At 57.9% G+C, this 19,816-nt stretch carries 22 protein-coding genes and 1 pseudogene; 9 read left to right on the top strand and 14 right to left on the bottom strand.

Annotation, left to right across the window (positions count from 1 at the left end):
* Positions 1-11: 11 nt before the first annotated feature.
* The 3 genes from V8J85_RS06830 to V8J85_RS06820 form a co-directional block, all read right to left on the bottom strand.
* Positions 12-554, bottom strand: a complete 543-nt coding sequence (locus V8J85_RS06830) for a CBS domain-containing protein (protein ID WP_339952930.1) — start codon at positions 552-554, stop codon at positions 12-14.
* 78 nt (positions 555-632) lie between these two features.
* Positions 633-1,094: an SRPBCC family protein gene (locus V8J85_RS06825; RefSeq protein WP_339952929.1), complete on the bottom strand. Its 462-nt coding sequence runs from the start codon at positions 1,092-1,094 to the stop codon at positions 633-635.
* Complete coding sequence (locus V8J85_RS06820) at positions 1,087-1,407, bottom strand: ArsR/SmtB family transcription factor (protein WP_339952928.1); 321 nt, start codon at positions 1,405-1,407, stop codon at positions 1,087-1,089. Before V8J85_RS06820 ends, V8J85_RS06825 begins: the two co-directional genes overlap by 8 nt.
* A 132-nt stretch (positions 1,408-1,539) precedes the next feature.
* Here V8J85_RS06820 and V8J85_RS06815 point away from each other — a divergent pair, with 132 nt between their 5' ends.
* From V8J85_RS06815 to V8J85_RS06795, 5 genes are all read left to right on the top strand, one after another.
* Positions 1,540-2,160, top strand: a complete 621-nt coding sequence (locus V8J85_RS06815) for an ATP-dependent Clp protease proteolytic subunit (protein WP_339952927.1) — start codon at positions 1,540-1,542, stop codon at positions 2,158-2,160.
* Between the two features lie 124 nt (positions 2,161-2,284).
* On the top strand, positions 2,285-3,553 hold the full coding sequence (gene clpX, locus V8J85_RS06810; RefSeq protein ID WP_339952926.1) for an ATP-dependent Clp protease ATP-binding subunit ClpX: 1,269 nt from the start codon (positions 2,285-2,287) through the stop codon (positions 3,551-3,553).
* 3 nt (positions 3,554-3,556) lie between these two features.
* Complete coding sequence (locus V8J85_RS06805; RefSeq protein ID WP_339952925.1) at positions 3,557-3,937, top strand: RidA family protein; 381 nt, start codon at positions 3,557-3,559, stop codon at positions 3,935-3,937.
* 89 nt (positions 3,938-4,026) lie between these two features.
* A complete protein-coding gene (locus tag V8J85_RS06800; RefSeq protein WP_339952924.1) occupies positions 4,027-4,410 on the top strand; it encodes an NADH:ubiquinone oxidoreductase subunit NDUFA12 in 384 nt (127 codons plus the stop codon).
* Positions 4,411-4,418: 8 nt separating this feature from the next.
* A complete protein-coding gene (locus tag V8J85_RS06795; RefSeq protein ID WP_339952923.1) occupies positions 4,419-4,781 on the top strand; it encodes a DUF2155 domain-containing protein in 363 nt (120 codons plus the stop codon).
* On the opposite strand, the gene aat is transcribed toward V8J85_RS06795, so the two are convergent.
* The 10 genes and pseudogenes from aat to V8J85_RS06750 form a co-directional block, all read right to left on the bottom strand.
* Positions 4,745-5,395 carry a leucyl/phenylalanyl-tRNA--protein transferase gene (aat, locus tag V8J85_RS06790; protein WP_339952922.1) on the bottom strand — a complete coding sequence of 217 codons (651 nt, stop codon included), beginning with the start codon at positions 5,393-5,395 and terminating at the stop codon, positions 4,745-4,747. The two genes, V8J85_RS06795 and aat, sit on opposite strands and share 37 nt — an antisense overlap.
* Before the next feature lie 3 nt (positions 5,396-5,398).
* A complete protein-coding gene (accC, locus tag V8J85_RS06785; protein ID WP_339952921.1) occupies positions 5,399-6,742 on the bottom strand; it encodes an acetyl-CoA carboxylase biotin carboxylase subunit in 1,344 nt (447 codons plus the stop codon).
* 12 nt (positions 6,743-6,754) lie between these two features.
* The gene (accB, locus tag V8J85_RS06780) at positions 6,755-7,246 is read right to left on the bottom strand and encodes an acetyl-CoA carboxylase biotin carboxyl carrier protein (protein ID WP_339952920.1); all 492 of its coding nucleotides are present in this window, start codon (positions 7,244-7,246) and stop codon (positions 6,755-6,757) included.
* 123 nt (positions 7,247-7,369) lie between these two features.
* Entirely contained in the window at positions 7,370-7,711 is a 342-nt protein-coding gene (locus V8J85_RS06775) for a hypothetical protein (protein WP_339952919.1), read from the bottom strand.
* 116 nt (positions 7,712-7,827) lie between these two features.
* On the bottom strand, positions 7,828-8,577 hold the full coding sequence (locus V8J85_RS06770) for an ABC transporter ATP-binding protein (RefSeq protein WP_339952918.1): 750 nt from the start codon (positions 8,575-8,577) through the stop codon (positions 7,828-7,830).
* A gap of 15 nt (positions 8,578-8,592) precedes the next feature.
* A complete protein-coding gene (locus tag V8J85_RS20045; RefSeq protein WP_373412707.1) occupies positions 8,593-8,727 on the bottom strand; it encodes a hypothetical protein in 135 nt (44 codons plus the stop codon).
* A gap of 105 nt (positions 8,728-8,832) precedes the next feature.
* A pseudogene (locus tag V8J85_RS06765) lies at positions 8,833-9,351 on the bottom strand (ABC transporter ATP-binding protein); the annotation flags it as partial.
* Positions 9,352-9,362: 11 nt separating this feature from the next.
* Positions 9,363-10,562, bottom strand: coding sequence for a branched-chain amino acid ABC transporter permease (locus tag V8J85_RS06760; protein WP_339952916.1), 1,200 nt, complete (start codon positions 10,560-10,562; stop codon positions 9,363-9,365).
* A gap of 3 nt (positions 10,563-10,565) precedes the next feature.
* A complete protein-coding gene (locus V8J85_RS06755) occupies positions 10,566-11,597 on the bottom strand; it encodes a branched-chain amino acid ABC transporter permease (protein ID WP_339952915.1) in 1,032 nt (343 codons plus the stop codon).
* Between the two features lie 121 nt (positions 11,598-11,718).
* On the bottom strand, positions 11,719-13,083 hold the full coding sequence (locus V8J85_RS06750) for a substrate-binding protein (RefSeq protein ID WP_339952914.1): 1,365 nt from the start codon (positions 13,081-13,083) through the stop codon (positions 11,719-11,721).
* 218 nt (positions 13,084-13,301) lie between these two features.
* Here V8J85_RS06750 and V8J85_RS06745 point away from each other — a divergent pair, with 218 nt between their 5' ends.
* Positions 13,302-14,600, top strand: coding sequence for a short-chain fatty acyl-CoA regulator family protein (locus V8J85_RS06745; RefSeq protein ID WP_339952913.1), 1,299 nt, complete (start codon positions 13,302-13,304; stop codon positions 14,598-14,600).
* Between the two features lie 28 nt (positions 14,601-14,628).
* Here the strand turns inward: V8J85_RS06745 and V8J85_RS06740 are convergent, their stop codons facing one another.
* On the bottom strand, positions 14,629-15,867 hold the full coding sequence (locus V8J85_RS06740) for a hypothetical protein (protein ID WP_339952912.1): 1,239 nt from the start codon (positions 15,865-15,867) through the stop codon (positions 14,629-14,631).
* Between the two features lie 617 nt (positions 15,868-16,484).
* Here V8J85_RS06740 and V8J85_RS06735 point away from each other — a divergent pair.
* Genes V8J85_RS06735 through V8J85_RS06725 form a run of 3 tightly spaced genes read left to right on the top strand, consistent with a single transcriptional unit; the run spans position 16,485 to position 19,812 of the window.
* On the top strand, positions 16,485-16,853 hold the full coding sequence (locus tag V8J85_RS06735) for a response regulator transcription factor (RefSeq protein ID WP_339952911.1): 369 nt from the start codon (positions 16,485-16,487) through the stop codon (positions 16,851-16,853).
* The gene (locus V8J85_RS06730) at positions 16,850-17,119 is read left to right on the top strand and encodes a hypothetical protein (protein ID WP_339952910.1); all 270 of its coding nucleotides are present in this window, start codon (positions 16,850-16,852) and stop codon (positions 17,117-17,119) included. Before V8J85_RS06735 ends, V8J85_RS06730 begins: the two co-directional genes overlap by 4 nt.
* Entirely contained in the window at positions 17,119-19,812 is a 2,694-nt protein-coding gene (locus tag V8J85_RS06725) for an ATP-binding protein (RefSeq protein WP_339952909.1), read from the top strand. The genes V8J85_RS06730 and V8J85_RS06725 overlap by 1 nt, the downstream gene beginning before the upstream one ends.
* The last annotated feature ends 4 nt before the right edge of the window (positions 19,813-19,816 follow it).

The following is a 19,816-nucleotide window of genomic DNA, read 5'->3' as shown; positions in this document are numbered from 1 at the left end:
CAACCGCGTGGTCAGTTCATCATTCCAATGACGACGACCATCACGATGGAGTAAAGCGCTATGCCCCCACCGATCAGGAAGAACGGCCAGTTCTTGGTGACGGTCGCCGTGGCGATGGACTTCATCTGATACATTAGGTCCGGCCATGTGTAAGACACGAAATCACCTTGGGTGAACACCGCCTTGATATGCCCGTTTTCATCGACGACGGGCAGGCGCCGGAACCGTTCGTTCGACATGATCCGCAGCCAGTCGACCAGATCGTCGGTTTCTTTCGCGAGCCGTGGGTTTTCCGTCATGATGTCCGATAATTTGGTTGTCTTCGGGTCGAGCCCCTTACCAACAAGTTTGTTCATGACATCCCGCTCGGTCACGACGCCGATGACCTTATTGGCGGGATCGGTCACGATCACCGAGCCATAGTTCTTTTCCGACATCGCACCGACTGCATCAAAAACGGTCGTGTCGGGTGCGCGGGTGAGTGGGGTTTGCTTGGAATTGTATTCAGGCCGGTCCATCAAACGGTTTCCGGCACGCTCGGCTGTTTGCGGCATTTTGGCTGTCCTTCACTGCTCCAATGCGCATTGAGTTAGCGCGGTATCGGATCGTTGCCAGCCGAGCGCTGAAAACCATCAGGCGAAGACGGGCCCTTTTGCCGCCGCAGTGTAGGACCCAAGGACAAGATCCCAGCCTTTCAGATAACTGGTGCTGACCGCGTCAGCGAGGTCGCCCAGTATGTCGAAACCGCCATGGATCAGGTCACACTGGGTGCCTTCCGCAGTCTCTTTGAAGCTGACGGTGACGACGGTGGCCTCATCTTCGGACTTACCGGGATGCCACGTGAAGGCGAGGTATTCGCCCGGATCATAGGCCAGGATCGTGCCCCATACCTGTTCGTCCCCTTCGTCCGTGATTTCCTTGATCTTCCCGTTCTTGCGATCCTCAAAGGTCACTTTTTTCGGTTTCTTATCGCGATAGGCCGACACAGAATGGGTTTTGCCGGGCCACCACGTGTCGATCTTGCTGGTGAACAGGGCAAATGCCTCGGCAGGGCTCAGCGGGACGGTGACGGATTTCTGGATCGGGTCATTCATCTGATTTTCCTTTGGCTTGGTCTTCGGCGGCGCGGGCAAAGGCGGCCAGCGCGTCATCCCACAGGTTGTCGAGATAGCGGCGCAGGTTATCGACCCCGTCGGGGGCGATGGCATAAAGGCGTTTGGTGCCAGATGGTGTCACGGTCAAAAGTCCTGCATCTGAAAGCACCCGCAAGTGCTGGCTGACCGCGGGGCGGCTGATCTGCATTCCGTCCGCGATGTGGCCGACGGGCAGGGGACCGCGGCGCAACCGGTCGATGATCACCCGGCGGGTGGGATCGGCAAGGGCGGCTATTGCGTCTTCGTAGCTCATGACTTACCGTAAGTTATCGCTTACAGAAAGTCAACGTTCGTTTGCGACCTTGAAGCCCCTGACCCCCACCACTAAGACTCTGTCAGGATTTTAGAAGTAGGACAGTGATGTCCCCGGTATGAGGCACCTTACATGCAAGACCCCGTCGAAACCTATATGAACCTTGTCCCGATGGTGGTCGAACAGACCGCACGCGGGGAACGCGCCTATGATATCTTTTCGCGTCTGCTGAAAGAGCGGATCATTTTCGTCAACGGCCCTGTGCATGACGGGATGAGCCAGTTGATCGTCGCGCAGTTGTTGCACCTGGAGGCCGAGAATCCAAAGGCCGACATCAGTATGTATATTAACTCACCCGGTGGAGTTGTGACCTCGGGCCTGTCGATCTATGACACCATGCAGTACATCAAACCCAAGGTCAGCACGCTGGTTGTGGGGCAGGCCGCCTCCATGGGCTCACTTTTGCTGACAGCCGGTCATGAGGGCATGCGCTTTTCGTTGCCGAATTCGCGTGTGATGGTACACCAGCCTTCGGGCGGCTATCAGGGGCAGGCGACCGATATCATGATCCACGCCGCCGAGACCCAGAAGCTGAAAAATCGGCTGAATGAAATCTATGTGAAGCATACCGGACAGACCCTCAAGAAAGTGGAGGCGGCGCTGGAGCGTGATAATTTCATGTCACCCGAAGAGGCCAAAGATTGGGGCCTGATCGATGAAATCGTCGAAAATCGCGAAAAATCGGATGATTGAATTGAAAATTAACGTCCCGTTCACAAGGTCATTTTGACATTGTGGACCTTGGCGGGCTGTCCTAGTGTTGCACCGGGGACAGTCTGCGATTTGTTTGAGCGGCCTTTAGGCCAAGAGGTTTGAGATGGCGACCACATCCGGTAACGACAGCAAGAACACCCTGTACTGCAGCTTTTGCGGCAAAAGCCAGCATGAGGTGCGCAAGCTGATTGCCGGGCCGACGGTGTTCATCTGCGACGAATGCGTCGAGCTTTGCATGGACATCATTCGCGAAGAGACCAAGTCCGCCGGGTTGAAATCGGGCGATGGCGTGCCGACGCCAACCGAGATTTGTCAGGTGCTTGACGATTATGTGATCGGCCAGATGCATGCAAAGCGCGTGTTGTCGGTTGCAGTGCATAACCACTACAAGCGGCTCAACCATGCCGAGAAGTCGGATATCGAACTGGCGAAGTCCAACATCATGCTGATTGGGCCGACCGGTTGCGGTAAGACGTTGCTGGCGCAGACGTTGGCCCGCATTCTGGATGTGCCGTTCACCATGGCTGATGCGACGACGCTGACCGAGGCCGGGTATGTGGGCGAGGATGTTGAAAATATCATTCTCAAACTGTTGCAGGCATCCGAGTACAATGTGGAACGGGCCCAGCGTGGGATCGTCTATATTGATGAGGTCGACAAGATCACGCGCAAGTCCGACAATCCGTCGATCACGCGCGATGTGTCCGGCGAGGGCGTGCAGCAAGCACTCTTGAAGATCATGGAAGGGACTGTTGCGTCCGTGCCCCCGCAAGGCGGGCGCAAGCATCCGCAGCAGGAATTCCTGCAGGTCGATACGACGAATATCCTTTTCATCTGCGGCGGTGCGTTTGCGGGTCTGGACAAGATCATTGCGCAGCGGGGCAAAGGCTCTGCCATGGGATTTGGCGCTGACGTTAAGGAAAACGACGATCGTGGAATCGGAGAAGTGTTCCAGGAGCTTGAGCCGGAAGATTTGCTGAAATACGGTCTGATCCCTGAATTCGTTGGACGTCTTCCTGTGATCGCCACACTGACCGATCTGGACGAAGATGCGCTGATCACGATCCTGACGCAGCCGAAGAATGCCTTGGTCAAGCAATATCAGCGCCTGTTCGAACTGGAAGATACCAAGCTGACGTTCACAGACGATGCGTTGGGTGCGATCGCCAAGCGCGCGATAGAGCGCAAGACCGGTGCGCGTGGCCTTCGCTCGATTATGGAAGATATCCTGCTGGATACCATGTTCGACCTGCCTGGGATGGATACGGTCACCGAGGTTGTGGTGAATGAAGAGGCGGTCACATCCGACGTTGCCCCGCTGATGATCCATGACAAGGGCAGCAGCAAGAAAGAGCCTGCGACGGCCAGCTAAGCCATGGCCGTCGGGCATGTATCCACCGGATCACCATTTGAGAAAGATATCGGGTACAGCCGTGCCATTGTTGCCGATGGCTGGGTCTTTGTCGCCGGAACAACCGGTTACGATTATGCGACGATGACGATACCAGCCAGCATCGTCGATCAGTGCCGCAATGCGCTTGTGACGATCGGCAAAGCATTGGAGGATGCAGGCAGCGGGCTGGATCACGTCGTGCGGGTGAGTTACATCGTACCGAACGTCGATGAGTGGCCGGACTGCTGGCCGGTGACGTCCGAAGTGTTTGCCAATGCGCGTCCAGCGGCCACTATGTTTTCGGCCAAATTGCAGAACCCTGAGATGAAGATCGAAATTGAAGTGACCGCGCGGATACCGTAAGCGAACCGGTTCAGGGGCCGCGACACGCTTCCTGCTAGACCTTCCCGCCGTTTTCAGACAAAAGAAAGCAACGCTATCGGAGATGCCGCATGGGCCTTGGTCACAACATCAAACGTCTTTTTACCTGGTGGGATGGGCAATCCTACGGGACCCAGCTTTGGACCCGCCGCCATGGTCAAAAGGTGGGCGAGGACGATCAGGGCAACGTGTTCTATCGTAACGCCGACGACAGCCGCCGCTGGGTGATCTACAATGGCGAAAACGAAGCCTCGCGTGTGGCACCGGAATGGCATGGGTGGCTGCATCGCACGTGGGATGAACCCCCGACCGAGGCAAACCTTAAGCGGAAGGACTGGGAAAAGCCCCATCAGGAAAATCTGACCGGCACCATGGCCGCCTATGCGCCGGCCGGTTCGATCCGCAAGGCCGCCCCCGTGGAACGGTCGGATTACGAGGCATGGTCGCCGGAATAGGGCATGATATGCGCAGGTTTCTGACATCGATCATCGTCGGAGCGGTGGCCGCCGCACCCGTAACAGCGCAGGTCGTAGATGCGGCATCCGCGAATGCGGGCGAAGTGCGGGTTCTGGACAAGCTGACCGGCGAAGTGACCGACATCACACTGCAGGTTGGGGAAACGTGGGCCGTCGGCTATCTGAAAGTGACGCTGAGCGCCTGTCGCTATCCGACCGGGAACCCAAATGGCGACGCATTTCTTGCGCTTGACGTCCTCTATCAGGACAGCCCCACCTTCGCGGGATGGATGCTGGCATCTTCCCCGGCCTTGAACGCGATGGACCACCCGCGTTATGACGTTTGGGCGTTACGCTGTATCACGTCCTGAGCCGGTGGCAGGCCGCCTGGTGCATTGAAATCGGCATTCATCGTAATCGCCTCGGCCAGTTGTGACCGATAACGCGCACGGGTAATCTCAACCGCGCCAAGGGTGGAGAGATGTGGCGTCAGGAATTGCGTGTCGAACAGGACAAAACCCCCCAGGTTAAGCCGGTCCACCAGATACGCGAGCGCCACTTTCGACGCATCGGTTGCCCGACTGAACATGCTTTCACCAAAAAAGGCACCGCCGATCGCTACCCCATATACCCCACCGACCATAGTATTATTTTCCCAAACTTCGATAGAATGGGCAAAGCCCCTGTGAAAAAGCACCCGATAAAGATCGAAGATCGTATCGTTGATCCACGTCTCGTCGCGGTCCGCGCAGCCTGATACGACATCCTCGAACGCGGCATTTGTCGTTAGCGTGAAATGGTCTCGCCGCATCGTTCTTGCCAGACTGCGCGATATTCGAAAACCATCCAAAGGGAACACACCCCGCCGTTTTGGATCAACCCAGAACACATCTGGATCATCACGACCCTCGGACATGGGGAACACACCAACGCGGTAGGCTTGCAGCAAGAGTTCCGGTGTCAGGGGTGGGTCGCGGTCCCACATCGGCTAGAGATTTTGTTCAAGCCAGTGTTCGAGCCAGTGGATGTTGTAGTCGCCGGTCTGCACGGCCTCTTCGGCGAGGAGCGCGTGGAACAGCGGGATTGTCGTATCGACGCCGTCCACGATCAATTCGCCCAAGGCACGCGCCAGCCGGGCCAAAGCCTCGGGCCGGTCGCGCCCGTGCACGATCAGTTTCCCGATCAGGCTGTCGTAATAAGGCGGAATCCGGTAGCCATCATAAAGAGCGGAGTCCATCCTGACGCCCAGACCACCCGGTGCGTGATATTGTGTGATCGTGCCGGGGCAGGGGGCAAAGTTCGGCAGTTTTTCCGCGTTGATCCGCACCTCGATCGCGTGGCCGTTGATTTCCAGATCGTCCTGGCTGAACGACATCGGCATACCGGCGGCGACACGGAGTTGTTCACGCACGAGATCGACGCCGAAAATCCCCTCGGTGACCGGATGTTCGACCTGCAGGCGCGTGTTCATTTCGATGAAATAGAATTCGTCATTCTCGAACAGAAACTCGATCGTTCCCGCGCCAATATAGTTGATCTTGGCGACTGCATCCGCACAGACCTTACCGATCCTTGCGCGCAGTTCGGGGGTGATGCAGGGGCCGGGCGCCTCTTCGAACACCTTTTGGTGCCGACGCTGCAATGAGCAATCGCGCTCACCCAGATGCACAGCATTACCTTTGCCGTCACCAAAGACCTGAATTTCGATGTGGCGCGGGGTGGTCAGGTACTTCTCGATATAAACTTCGTCATTGCCGAAAGCGGCCTTGCCTTCTGCGCGGGCTGAATGAAACGCCTTTTCCATGTCAGCAGCCGTTTGGGCCACTTTCATGCCGCGACCACCGCCGCCAGCGGTTGCCTTGATGATGACGGGATACCCGATTTCCTCGCCGATGCGCTTGGCGTCATCCAGCGTGGGGACGCCGCCGTCAGAGCCGGGTACGCATGGCACACCAAGGTCCTTCATCGTGTCCTTGGCCGTGATTTTGTCGCCCATTACCCGGATATGTTCTGCGGTGGGCCCGATAAACGTTATGTCGTGATCCTGCACAGCCTGCACGAAGGCCGCGTTTTCCGACAGGAAACCATAGCCAGGGTGGATGGCCTGTGCGCCCGTGATTTCACAGGCGGAGATGATGGCGGGGAACGACAGATAGCTTTGCGTGGATGATGGCGGGCCGATGCAAACCGCCTCATCGGCCATACGCACATGCATCGCGTCGGCGTCCGCGGTGGAATGAACCGCGACTGATTTCACGCCCATTTCGCGGCAGGCGCGCACGACGCGCAAGGCGATCTCGCCCCGGTTCGCGATGAGAATTTTGTCGAACATGCGCGGCCCGCCCTATTCGATGATCACAAGGGGGGCGCCGAATTCGACCGCGCCACCATCTTCGACCAGAATACGTTTGATCGTGCCTGCGCGAGGGGCGGGAATGTGATTCATTGTCTTCATCGCCTCGATGATCAGCAGCGTGTCGCCTTCCTTTACCGCGGTGCCAACGCTTGTGAACGGGGCTGCACCGGGCTCTGGTGCCATATATACGGTGCCGACCATAGGTGAGGTCACCGCGCCTGGATGGTTGACGGGATCCGCATTTTCGCTGCTGGTGGGCGTTGGCGCGGCGGGCGTCGGTGATGGTGCTGCAGGTGCTGCGGGCGATGGAGCGGTGCCGACGGTTGTGACAATTTGCGTCTGCCGACTGACCCGAACGTTCAGACTGTCATTTTCCCCATAATCCCGTTTGACCTGCAATTCGGTCAGGTCGTTTTCGCGCAAAAGCGCCGCCAGCGCCTGAATAAAGCTGACATCGCTGTCATGGGTTTTGTCGCTCATCTTGTCCTCGGCCCGTTGCCCTGTTCTGTCGCCATTGCGACGTGGCGTCACAATGCCTTTCGTCGCTTATAGGTCAAGGCAGCGAGGGTGGAAAGCGGGGGCGTTTCGAAAAAGTGAGCGGGATCAGTCAGTTTTGCTGAACGGGTCGGGGTCGACCTTAACACTGACGCCTTGGGTTGCAGTCGCCACCAACGGCTCTTTCGATTTTTCTGCGGGCAGCATCGGTACATCATAAGGTCGCAAGGTGCGTTCCGACGGCGCGATTTCACCCGGGCTTTCCGGGAAGTCGTCGCCGGACAATCGTGCGTTGACGACCTGGGCGATGAACGGGCCTTCAGAGGGCAGGGTGGCGCTTTCGCCCAACTTTTGCACCCGGGGTACTTTGGTGTCAGACGGCGGTTGCCGGACCGCGGATAAGGTCGTTGGCGTTGGGAAAATGTTGGTCGGTGCGATTTGCGTATCCATTTGACGTCTCCGAACGGCAGAAACTGCCCCTGTTTCAGGATCGTCATAGAACCTTACCAACAACTTAATTGGCCAAGGCAGAATAAGAACAATTCATCCTTACCGGCGCAGGCCCATTAGATCGCCAGGTATTGCGCGCGCAGTTGCTCGTTTTCCAGAACCTCGGCCGCGGAACCATCGAAAACCACTGTTCCGGTATCCAGGATCACCGCACGGTCGGCGAGTTTCAGCGCTGCAACAGCATTCTGCTCAACTATGATTGTGGTGATCCCCTGGTCGCGGATGATCCCCAGCGTCTTGGCGATCTCTTGCACGATCACCGGTGCCAAACCTTCGTAGGGTTCGTCCAGCAGCAGAACCTTGATGTCACGGGCCAAGGCACGGGCGATAGACAGCATCTGTTGTTCCCCCCCGGACAAAGTCACGCCTTCCTGTTTGCGACGCTCGCAAAGGCGCGGGAAGAGGTCATAAATGCGCTCCAGCGACCAGCCCTTGGGTGGCGCGATCTGCGCTAGTTGCAGATTTTCCTCCACCGTCAAACCCGGAATGATCCGGCGGTCTTCGGGTACCAGCGCGATGCCTGCGCCAGCTGCCTCATAGCTCTTCATCTCGTGCAGCGGTTTGTGGTCCAGCCAAATCTCGCCATGACGCAGTTCCGGATCATCCAGCCGTGCGATGGTCCGCAGGGTCGAGGTCTTGCCCGCGCCATTGCGGCCCAGAAGGGCAAGGATTTCGCCTTCGTGAATGTTGAAGCTGATATTCTGAACGATGTAGCTTTCGCCATAGTAGGCCTCGATTTCCCAGATACTCAGAAATGCAGGGTGCGTGGCCGCGTTATTGGCATGTTTGTTGAAGGGTGCATTCATTTTCCTGTCCTCTGCCTAGACCTGCGCTTCGCCCAGATAGGCTTCGCGCACCTTGGGGTGGCCCTTGATATTGTCGGGCGTGTCTTCGACCAGTGGCGTGCCCTGCGCCAGCACGGTGATCCGCTCGGCGAGGGAAAACACGACGTTCATGTCGTGTTCGATGATCGCCATCGTGATCCCCCGTTTTTGGCGGATTTCTTTTAGCAGGTTGATCGTGTTTTCCGTATCTGCCCGGGCCATGCCCGCCGTCGGTTCATCGAGCAGCAAGAGGCGCGGATCCTGCACGAGGCACATGGCCATTTCCAACCGCCGCTTGTCGCCGCGGGACAGGCTGGATGCGATCATGTTCTGTTTTTCCAACATGTTCACATCTGTCAGGATTTCTTCGGCTTGTTCCTGAATGTCGCGCTCTGCGCCAACGCTTTCGATGGCGTGCATCCGAAATGCGCCATCGCGCTTCGCAAAGCAGGGGATCATGACGTTTTCCAGGACGCTTAGATCACCGAAGATTTCGGGGGTCTGGAACACGCGGGAAATGCCCATCTGGTTAATCTCATGTGGCTTGCGGCCCAGCACGGATTGACCGTCGAACATGACCGATCCGCTATCCGGGATCAGCTTGCCCACCAGTACGTTCAGCAGAGTCGACTTACCCGCACCATTCGGCCCGATGATCGCGTGGGTCGTGTTCTCTGCCACGCTCAGGTTCACATCCCCCAGCGCCTGCAGGCCGCCGAACCGTTTGTTGATGCCTTTGACTTCAAGGATACCCATATCGTCTCTCCTTATTCGGCCGGCTTGGCGGCGCTGGATTTGGCGTCATCGGGTTTCTTGCGGCTCATAAAGCCGAACAGTTTCTGACCACCCTGAACAAGGCCACCGGGCAGGAAGATCACGACCAGCATGAACAGCAGGCCAAGAGTCAGATGCCAGCCCTTGCCCACAAACGGGTAGACGATGGCGATCATGAAATCCTCGATCCCGTCAGGCATCCAGTAGAACCAGCTTTCCAATGTAGTTTTGTTGATCTTGGACACGATGTTTTCGAAATACTTGATGAAACCCGCGCCAAGCACAGGGCCGATCAGGGTCCCCGCACCACCCAGAATGGTCATCAACACGATCTCGCCCGAGGCAGTCCAGAACATCCGTTCCGCCCCCGCTTGCGGGTCCATTGACACCAGCAGGCCACCCGCCAGACCGGCATACATACCCGAGATGACGAAGGCGGCCAGCGTGTAGGGCCGCGCGTTCAGCCCGGTATAGCTCATCCGGGTCTGGTTGGACTTGATCGCCCGTAGCATCATCCCGAACGGCGACCTGAAGATACGGATCGAGAGGTAGAAGGCGATGATCATGACGATCGCGGCAAAGTAATAGCCGGCATTGAAGGTGAACACCCAGCCGCCCACGGACAATTCGAGCGAGTCGCGCATGTCGAACAATCCGAAAAACCCCGGTGTCGCGGTTTCGCCAGCCGCCAATTCACCATCGAGGATACGCGGATCATTTGGTTTGGGTTGAAGGCCTGTTTCACCGCCGGTCAGCGGGGTCAGTACAGAATAGGCAAGGGCGTACGACATCTGGGCGAAAGCCAGCGTGAGGATCGAGAAATAAATTCCCGACCGGCGCAGCGACACATAGCCGATGATCAGTGAGAAAATCCCCGCTATGGCCACTGACAGCAGGATCGCGGGAATGACATTCATGCTGAGCAGTTTGAACATCCAAACGGCTGCGTAAGAACCGACACCCAGAAAAGCAGCGTGACCAAAGGAAAGGTACCCTGTCAGCCCGAACAGAATGTTGAAACCGATGGCAAGGATGCCGAAAATCACGAACCGCTGCATCAGGTCTGGATAGCCTGCATTGAATTGCGCCATGTCCGACCCCTCCGGGAAGGGGTTCAGGATGAATGGTGCCAGCATTGTCAGGACAATGACGACCAGAAGCAGCCGGAAGTCTTTCGCTTGTAGTCCGAGCATGGCTTATTCCTCCATCACGCCTTTGCGCCCCATCAGGCCGCGTGGACGTGTCAACAGAATGATGATGGCGACGAGGTAGATGATGATCTGGTTGATGCCCGGCAGCACCGCGATGACCTGCGACATCGAGGCAAAGCTCTCAAGAATGCCCAGCAGGAAGCCGGCTGCAACCGCGCCGGGCAGGGATCCCATGCCACCGACGACGACCACGACGAAACTGAGGACGAGGAAATCCATCCCCATGTGATAATTCGGCGGGTTGATCGGCACATACATGACCCCCGCAAGACCCGCGACAGCGGCGGCGATGCCGAACATCACGGTGAACCTTTTGTCGATGTTGATCCCCAGCATGCCGACGGTCTCGCGATCGGCCATACCCGCGCGGACGACCATCCCGAACGTCGTGAATTGCAGAAACGCAAAGACCGCACCGATCACGAAGATCGAAAAGAAGAAATAGACGAGGCGCCAGTAGGGATAGATGATCGCATTCGGGTCGAACCCAAAGGCGACACCGAAATCAAAGCTGCCGGTAAAGGCGCTGGGCGCCGATGTGGGGATCGGGTTCGCGCCGTAGAAATACTTGATAATTTCTTGCAGCACGATCGCCAGACCGAAGGTGACAAGGATCTGATCTGCGTGCGGTCTTTTGTAAAAGTGCTTGATCAGGCCCCGCTCCATGATGAAACCGACCAAGATCATGAAGGGGATCGCCACTACAATGGCGATGGGCACGGCCCAGTCGATGATCACATCACCTGCTGCTTGTCCGAACCAATCGTAGACATAGGGCACATCCACCTGCAGTGGATTACCCAAAAAATCCGTCCGCGTTTCGTCGACCACCTTGTGGCTAAGCGTCAGCACTTTGCTGACCGTGACAGCTACGAAGGCCCCCAGCATGAACAACGCGCCATGGGCAAAATTCACGACACCAAGCGTGCCAAAGATCAACGTCAGGCCCAAAGCGATCAGCGCGTAAGCCGATCCCTTATCCAGACCGTTGAGAATTTGCAGTATGATCTGGTCCATATCATGACCTCTGATGATGCGACAAAAACACGGCCGGTCACCCGGAAACCGGGCGCGCGAACGCAGCACGTTGTCGGAAAAGCAATGGGGTCACCGCCAAACGGCGATGACCCGGTTAGCGTCAGGCGCCTGGATTGCAGCTGCCCAGTTCACCGCCCGCAAACTGCGGGTGATCGGGCGCATATGTGACCTGATCGACCGGCGTGACCTCGACGATTTCGACAAGATCGAATTCGTTCTCGGGGTTTTCCTTGCCGCGCACGACGACAACGTCCTTGAAGCACTGGTGATCGTCGGCACGATACAGCGTCGGACCGTTGCCCAGACCGTCGAATTCGAACCCGGACAGGGCCTCGTCGACCGCGCAGGGGTTGAACGATCCGGCGCGCGTGACGGCGTCCGCGTATAGCAGTGTTTGCACATAACATGTATGCGCAGCCTGCGATGGTGGGAAACCGTACTTGGTGCCGAAGGATTGTACGAAGGCATTGGTGCCCGCATATTTCTCGCCCAGCTGGTTTTCCAGCTTCCAGTCCCAGTTCTGAGAGCCGAGGATACCGGCGATGTTTTCGCCCGCACCGCGCGCCATCAGCTCTGAATAAAGCGGTACGACGATCTCGAACTGCTTACCGTTGGCTTGCGCCTCACGCAGGCCAAACTGCACGGCGTTAGTCAGCGAGTTGACCATGTTGCCGCCATAGTGGTTCAGCACCAGCACGTCGGCGCCGGAGTTCAAAACCGGCGCGATGTAGGACGAGAAATCGGTCTGCGTCAGCGGCGTCAGCACCGCATTCACCGTTTCCCAACCCATCGCTTCGGTCGATGACTGGATCGCCTCTTGCGTGGTGTAGCCCCAGTTGTAGTCCGCAGTCAGGTGATAGGCCTTACGGTCGCTGCCATATTGTGCGGCAAGGATGGGGGCGAGCGCTGCGCCGGACATGTAAGAGTTGAAGAAATGGCGGAAACCATTCGCGCGACGGTCTTTGCCGGTCGTATCGTTCGAATGCGTCAGGCCAGCCATAAAGATGATCCCGGCCTCTTGGCAGAGCGCCTGCACCGCCACGGCAACGCCTGACGACGATCCCCCGGTGATCATGACAGCCCCGTCTTTCTCGATCATCGACCGCGCCGATGCACGGGCGGCGTCGGATTTGGTTTGCGTGTCGCCGGTCACATATTTGACTTCGCGACCCAAGATGCCCGTTCCGTCCAGGACTTTTGACGAGAACGTGTTCAGCATGCCGCCGTCGCCACCGCCGTTCAGGTGTTCGACGGCCAACTCATAGGCGCGCAACTCATCGGCGCCTTCGTCAGCGTAGGGGCCGGTCTGAGGCACGTTGAAGCCCAAGATGACCTCGCTGTCGCCCGGCGCATTGGTAAAGCCCGCATGCCCATCGGCACGCAAATAGGTCGGCAGCGCCAGCCCTGCGCCGGCGATGGCACTGGTTTTCAGCACGCCACGCCGCGAGAAATTCGATTTCGTCATTAGTTTCCTCCCTAACATCATTGCCGGACCGGCTTGGGCCAATGCGACAAACACTTTTCCAGTGTATCGTGACTTTGGGGCGGACTTACCACAACGATCAACAAGTGGTTGGGCAGGCTGGACTTTTATGTAAATTTTTCTACTCTTTGTGGGTCAATCTTGTAAATCTGTTTTCTTGCGCCCGCAGAAAGCATTTGAAAGCGTTCAAGGAATTCTCCATGCCGCCCCATCGTCTGACAGGATCGCGTATCCGCGAAAAGCGGCTGGATCAGGGCCTGAAGCAAGCTGCCGTTGCGTTGGATGTCGGTATTTCGCCGTCATATCTGAACCTTATCGAACATAACCGTCGCAGAATCGGCGGCAAGCTGCTGGGCGATCTGGCCCGCGTTCTTGGCGTTGATCCGATCGCGCTGTCCGAGGGGGCCGATAGCGATCTGCTGGATCGGATGCATGCCGCCACCGCCCGGTTCGGCGATATGGCCGAGGTGGCGCGTGCCGAGGACCTTGCCGGACGTTATCCGGGTTGGGCCGCGCTGATCGCTGCACAGGAACAGCGGATCACAACGCTCGAAGAGCAGATACGCACCCTGTCGGATCGCATGGCCTATGATCCGCACCTGTCGACCTCCCTTCACGAGGTGATTTCGGCCGTCACGGCGATCCGGTCGTCGGCGGCCATCCTCGTCGAACAGGAACAACTGGACCCCGATTGGCAGCGGCGCTTTCACCAGAACATCGATGCCGACAGCCGCCGTCTGGCCCAAAGTAGCGAGGCACTGATCGCATATCTTGACAAGCCCGAGCCCGCGCAGCCCAACACCATCACGCCGCTGGAAGAGGTCGAAATTTTCATCACCGGCAATGGGCACCAATTCACCGCGCTCGAAGCTGATGACGCAGACATCGCATCTTTCGTCAGCGCGGCCGACCTTTCGCAACCCGCAACGAGACTGTTACAAATCGTGGCCGACATCTATCATGCGGATGCCGTGGCCATGCCGCGGGCGCAATTCGATCCGGCGGCGCGGGACGCCGCCTATGATCCCGTCGCACTCGCTATGCGGTTTAACACGGGCTTTGCCGCGATCCTGCGCCGCCTTTCCACGCTTCTGCCGGATGACGGTCACCCGCCCATGGCTCTGGCGGTCTGTGATGCATCCGGTGCGCTGACCTTCCTCAAATCCGTGCCCGGTTTTGCGTTGCCACGCTTTGGCGGGGCCTGCCCGCTCTGGCCGCTTTTCGGTGCCTTCGCCCGTCCGGCGCAACCGCTGCATGCAGTTGTCGAGATGCCGGGCACGCTGAACACCCAGATGCTGTGTTATGCCATCGCGGCACCGGTCGGCCCGCCACGGCTGAACGGGCCGCAACCTTTGCAAAGCACGATGCTGGTGCTGCCGGACCCGCCATCGCTGGCTCCACACCCGATCCCTGTCGGGACATCCTGTCGGATTTGCCCGCGGAACAGGTGCGACAGCCGCCGCGAACCGGCAATCGCGGGGATCGGCAGTTATGTATGATCCAATTCACATGAATCGATCTCAGTGACTATCGGCAGCGGAAACCCGATACACACTCACCGGTTTCAGCAGAGTACACGGATGAATGACCGGGAGAACCACCCGGCATCGGCACACCTTCTGCCAGCATGAACTTTACGGAATGTGCCCCGGCAAGTCCTGCCGGAAAGCGGGCGATCGGTTCACTGATCAGATAAAATCCGTCAGGGGTGTACCTGATCTTCTCTTCCAGAAGCAGTTGCAGCAATCCGGCCTGCTGGGGTAATACATCATAGTCTTGCGCATCACCCGGCGATACAACGTTGTCGGCGTCAAGATGGCGGATGCCGCCCGGGCTGAAACGCAAAAGATCGCGATACACTTGTCCCACACCAAAAGGCCGGTCACCAGAACCCTGGCCTTCGGATTCATCGATGATCTTCGGTCCGTCGGGCCCAAGCGTATAGCGCTGTCCATTATATATAATGATATCCGTACCTTCGCCGTCCTCTTTTGATCCTTCGCCCGACGGTAACGAGATGGTGCCCACGGTGTAGTGGGCAAGCATATGATCCGGATCCTGCCCGAGGCCGCGGGCGACCTGTCGATATGCAATGATACCTTCGCCACCTTCAATGCTGTGAATGGGCTTGATACAGCTGTTGCGGCTGACGAAATGAACCTTCTCTGACGGAATGCCGATGACGCCAGCCCCATTGTCCTCGCTCTGGCCGCTGCGTTGCACAACAACGGTATCTAGTCGGTCGATGTCGCCGGATATGTTCCAAATCATGTTCGAATATGCCGCCAGAAACAGATAGAACGGGGTGTCGCCGTCTTCTATGACGATGTCCGCGACATGTGTTTCGTCATCCATACCTGCAATACTTACCGTTGACAGAGCCGCCCCCTCATAGGCGCTCAGCACCACCACTTCCGATTTGTCGGGCGGTTCAGGTGCATCACAACGGACGGTGTTCGACACAGCGGACTGATGCATGGGCTGCGGCAGGGCCGGGTCGCCGTCCTGAAGTGCTCCGATGGACGCGGTGATTTCGTCAATGCGGACCACGCCATCATCATTCAGGTCGAATAGCATAAGGTGATTATATCGCGACCCGCGTCGCGTCGTGTCCACCTGTGTCGCCGCATACGCGAGGATCTCTGGCAGACTGATCATACCGTTATCGTCAGTATCTCCTTGAGCAAAGAGCACTTCGACATTGACGGCGTTTCGTCCTTGATGAACCGCGCGCTCTTCTTGGCTGATTTCGCCATTGCCGTCCAAATCATATGCGAGAATCCGACCGATCTGGTTACCTCTTGCGTTTGCAGTTTCGATTTGCCGTTGTCGCGCGATCACTTCGGGGCTGATTTCGCCAGATGGCGAAAGGTTCAGCACGTTTTGCAATGTCGATCGCAACAGACTATCCCCCCGATCGCGTTGGACCTGCTGAACAAGCTGACGATAGTATTGGACGAAGTCGTGATTGCCTTCAGCGTTCGCCTCGAGCTTTTCAATGATTTCAGCGCTGCTTTGCGCCATGCCAGCATTTGGCGCTGTCAACATCGTGGACATGAAAAGGGCTGAAATTACGGCGGTTCTAGGCAAGGTCGAAACTCCAAAATGCATGAATAATTGATCGGCTCCGCAGACGATAAGCAAAAGAAGGAATACAACCTATGGACTAGAGGTCCAATGCAAAAGGTGCCGGGGCCTGGAAGAAAATTCAGGTCGTCGTCGATTGCACGACACAACCTGTAGCGCCGGACGCTGCGCACCCTTTTTCATCCCCCAAATCAAATGACCATCTGATGCTGTCACGCTTTGACAGGTGCCTCCGCCTGCAGATAGACTCAGCGAGCTGTGGAGGCAGCACAGGTACAGTATTGGGGAGGGATGAGATGGGCAAACGTGTCCTTCTGATCGAGGATGAGCCGAACATTATCGAGGCGATCAGTTTTATTCTGTCACGGGATGGATGGACGGTGCATACCCACGAAGACGGGGAAACAGCGCTGGACAAGGTGCTGTCCTTTCCGCCCGACATGATCATCCTCGATGTCATGCTGCCGGGGCGTAGCGGCTTTGACATCCTGCGTGATCTGCGCGCGCGGCCCGAAACCCAAAAGATACCGGTGATGATGCTGACCGCCCGCGGACAAGCCAAGGACCGCGATCTGGCGCTGCGGCTTGGGGCCAACCACTTCATGACCAAACCGTTTTCGAACACCGAGGTGCGCGATCACGTGCGCAGCCTGATAATGGCATGAAAAAGCAGCCGCAACCCGGCGTCTTTCTGGAGCGATCCAGCTATCGCCAGCGCCGTTTGCGCGATGCGGGGCTATTGGTGCCGGTTCTTGGAATCATACTCTGGCTGGTGCCGCTGCTTTGGGACAAAGGTGACCCACAGAACGGCAAGTCGATGGCGATGTTGTACATTTTCGGTGTCTGGGTTCTGCTGATTCTGCTCACTGCACTGATCGCTCGCCTGATCCGACCATCCGATGACAAACCGTCAAAGGATGAGCCCGCGTAATGCTCACCTTCAATATCTTGATCCTCGTTGCGCTGGGCTACGTGGTCCTGCTGTTTCTCGTCGCCTTCTGGGCCGAACGACGGGCTGCCGCCGGGTCGGTGCGCTGGCTGCAATCGCCACTGATCTATACATTATCGCTGAGCATCTATTGCACCGCCTGGACATTCTACGGCGCGGTTGGCTATGCGGCACGGTCGGGGTTGGAGTTCGTGACGATCTACCTTGGCCCTACGCTGATCATGATCGGCTGGTGGTGGGTATTGCGCCGGTTGGTGCGGATCGGGCGCAGTCAGCGGATCACGTCGATCGCCGATCTGATCTCATCGCGTTTCGGGAAATCGACGCAGCTGGGCGTGATCGTCACTCTGATTTCGATCATCGCGGCGACACCGTACATCGCGCTGCAGCTGCAGTCGGTGACACTGTCCTTCGCCGTCTTTGCAGAGGCCGGAGGCAGTAGATGGGAACCGGCAGAGCTGACGGCCGCCGCTGCATGGGTCGCCTTCGGCCTCGCCGTCTTCACCATCCTCTTCGGCACGCGCAACCTTGATTCCAACGAACGCCACCACGGCATCGTCATGGCCATCGCCGTCGAGGCGGTTGTCAAATTGGTGGCGCTGCTGGCCGTGGGGATCTTTGTGGTCTGGGGGATCGCAGGCGGGCCCGCGGCAATGCTGGATCGGATCGACACATCCTCCATCCCGCTTTGGAACCAAGCGGGGGATCGCTGGGTCACGCTCATCTTTCTCTCTGCGGCCGCTTTTTTGTGTCTGCCGCGCATGTTTCAGGTCCTCGTCGTCGAAAATGCCGATGAAAGGCACCTTCGTGCGGCCAGTTGGGCCTTCCCGCTTTACCTCTTCGCGATGAGCCTCTTCGTCGTGCCAATCGCCGTCATCGGGCTTGATCTGCTACCTGCAGGCAGCAACCCGGACCTGTTCGTTCTGACCGTGCCCCTGAGCGAAAATCGGGAAGGTTTGGCGATGCTATCCTTCCTCGGTGGTTTTTCATCGGCGACGTCGATGGTCATCGTCGCGACGATTGCGCTGGCGACGATGGTCTCGAACCACATCGTCGTGCCGATCTGGTTGCGGATGAACAACCGGGAACGGGCGGTGATGTCGGGTGACGTGCGTGATGTCATTCTGCTTGCACGCCGTTTTTCGATCGCCGGTATTCTTGGGCTTGGATTCGTCTACTACCGGCTGTCGGGCGGCGGTGCCGCGCTCGCCGCGATCGGATTGATCTCGTTCGCCGGGGTGGTGCAAGTCCTCCCAGCGATGATCGGCGGTATCTTCTGGCGTGGGGCGACCCGGATCGGCGCGGGTCTTGGATTGGCAACCGGTTTGGTCATTTGGCTGTGGACGCTGTATCTGCCCAGCTTTGGCACCGATGCGGTGATATCAACGACGGTCATGGCGGACGGTCCCTTCGGGGTCGGATGGCTGCGCCCGCGCGCCCTGTTCGGCATCGAAGGGTTGGATCCCTTGGTGCACAGCGTGATGTGGTCGATCCTTCTGAACACATTCATGTTCATCGTCGGATCACTGACAAGTTTTCCAAAGCCGCTCGAACGGCTGCAAGGTGCACAATTCGTCAACGCACTTGATCAATCCACCGGAGCCCGTGCCTGGACGACTGCTGCCGCCGGGGCCGAGGACCTTCTGGTCATGGCGCAACGGATCCTTGGGGCGAACGAAGCCCAGGCGATCTTTCAACGCGAGGTTGCACGCCAAGGCAAACGTGGTTATCTACCTGACGTCACACCGCAATTCATCGAAGGACTGGAGCGGGAATTGTCGGGCTCGGTCGGCGGGGCGACGGCGCATGCGATGATCGGTCAACTGACCGGCGGCAGCGGTATTCTGGTCGAGGACCTGATCGCCGTTGCGGACGAAGCGGCACAAATCCTCGAATATTCCAACCAGCTAGAAATCAAATCGGCCGAACAGGAACGCACCGCGCGGGCCCTGCGTGATGCCAATGACAAGCTGACCGCCCTGTCGATCCAGAAGGATGCGTTTCTCAGCCAGATCAGCCACGAATTGCGCACGCCGATGACCTCGATCCGGTCATTCTCCGAAATTCTCGGCGATGCACAGACCAGCCCGGACGAAAGAGAACGTTACGCCGGGATCATCCATGATGAGGCCCTGCGTCTGACCCGACTGCTTGATGATCTGCTTGATCTATCGGTCCTGGAAAACGGACAGGTCACCCTGCACCAACAGACGGGACGTCTCGACGCGCTGCTCGACAGGGCGGTGCGTGCTGCCGGCGTGAGACCGGATGAACTGGATATCGTTCGGCAACCGGGCGATGAGGCTGTCGAACTGACCACGGACCTGGACCGTCTGGGGCAGGTTTTCATCAACCTGATCGCCAATGCGCAGAAATACTGCGATGCGGACAAACCTCGTCTGAAGATCGCCGTCAGCGACAGGCACGATAAGCTCATAATTGATTTCATCGACAATGGTAGCGGTATTTCGACGGAAAACCAGCAGGTGATTTTTGAAAAATTTGCCCGGATTACAGATCAGTCCAAGGCCGGCGGGGCGGGGCTTGGTCTGGCCATCTGCCGCGAGGTCATGCAGCGGCTAGGGGGCCAGGTCAGTTATCTGCATGGTCAATACGGAACCGCCTTTCGCGTCGTCGTGCCCAACGTGACCGCGACCGCGTTAGCGGAAACGTAACCAC

Origin of the sequence: Yoonia sp. 2307UL14-13 (assembly GCF_037572755.1) — a bacterium.
GTDB lineage: Bacteria > Pseudomonadota > Alphaproteobacteria > Rhodobacterales > Rhodobacteraceae > Yoonia.
Note: the sequence above shows the minus strand (reverse complement) of the source record. Positions and strands in the feature narration are given on the sequence as shown.

Coding starts and splice junctions, on each gene's coding strand:
- V8J85_RS06830 (WP_339952930.1), bottom strand. CDS start 554: ATGCCGCAAACAGCCGAGCGTGCCGGAAACCGTTTGATGGACCGGCCT.
- V8J85_RS06825 (WP_339952929.1), bottom strand. CDS start 1,094: ATGAATGACCCGATCCAGAAATCCGTCACCGTCCCGCTGAGCCCTGCC.
- V8J85_RS06820 (WP_339952928.1), bottom strand. CDS start 1,407: ATGAGCTACGAAGACGCAATAGCCGCCCTTGCCGATCCCACCCGCCGG.
- V8J85_RS06815 (WP_339952927.1), top strand. CDS start 1,540: ATGCAAGACCCCGTCGAAACCTATATGAACCTTGTCCCGATGGTGGTC.
- clpX (WP_339952926.1), top strand. CDS start 2,285: ATGGCGACCACATCCGGTAACGACAGCAAGAACACCCTGTACTGCAGC.
- V8J85_RS06805 (WP_339952925.1), top strand. CDS start 3,557: ATGGCCGTCGGGCATGTATCCACCGGATCACCATTTGAGAAAGATATC.
- V8J85_RS06800 (WP_339952924.1), top strand. CDS start 4,027: ATGGGCCTTGGTCACAACATCAAACGTCTTTTTACCTGGTGGGATGGG.
- V8J85_RS06795 (WP_339952923.1), top strand. CDS start 4,419: ATGCGCAGGTTTCTGACATCGATCATCGTCGGAGCGGTGGCCGCCGCA.
- aat (WP_339952922.1), bottom strand. CDS start 5,395: ATGTGGGACCGCGACCCACCCCTGACACCGGAACTCTTGCTGCAAGCC.
- accC (WP_339952921.1), bottom strand. CDS start 6,742: ATGTTCGACAAAATTCTCATCGCGAACCGGGGCGAGATCGCCTTGCGC.
- accB (WP_339952920.1), bottom strand. CDS start 7,246: ATGAGCGACAAAACCCATGACAGCGATGTCAGCTTTATTCAGGCGCTG.
- V8J85_RS06775 (WP_339952919.1), bottom strand. CDS start 7,711: ATGGATACGCAAATCGCACCGACCAACATTTTCCCAACGCCAACGACC.
- V8J85_RS06770 (WP_339952918.1), bottom strand. CDS start 8,577: ATGAATGCACCCTTCAACAAACATGCCAATAACGCGGCCACGCACCCT.
- V8J85_RS20045 (WP_373412707.1), bottom strand. CDS start 8,727: ATGAACGTCGTGTTTTCCCTCGCCGAGCGGATCACCGTGCTGGCGCAG.
- V8J85_RS06760 (WP_339952916.1), bottom strand. CDS start 10,562: ATGCTCGGACTACAAGCGAAAGACTTCCGGCTGCTTCTGGTCGTCATT.
- V8J85_RS06755 (WP_339952915.1), bottom strand. CDS start 11,597: ATGGACCAGATCATACTGCAAATTCTCAACGGTCTGGATAAGGGATCG.
- V8J85_RS06750 (WP_339952914.1), bottom strand. CDS start 13,083: ATGACGAAATCGAATTTCTCGCGGCGTGGCGTGCTGAAAACCAGTGCC.
- V8J85_RS06745 (WP_339952913.1), top strand. CDS start 13,302: ATGCCGCCCCATCGTCTGACAGGATCGCGTATCCGCGAAAAGCGGCTG.
- V8J85_RS06735 (WP_339952911.1), top strand. CDS start 16,485: ATGGGCAAACGTGTCCTTCTGATCGAGGATGAGCCGAACATTATCGAG.
- V8J85_RS06730 (WP_339952910.1), top strand. CDS start 16,850: ATGAAAAAGCAGCCGCAACCCGGCGTCTTTCTGGAGCGATCCAGCTAT.
- V8J85_RS06725 (WP_339952909.1), top strand. CDS start 17,119: ATGCTCACCTTCAATATCTTGATCCTCGTTGCGCTGGGCTACGTGGTC.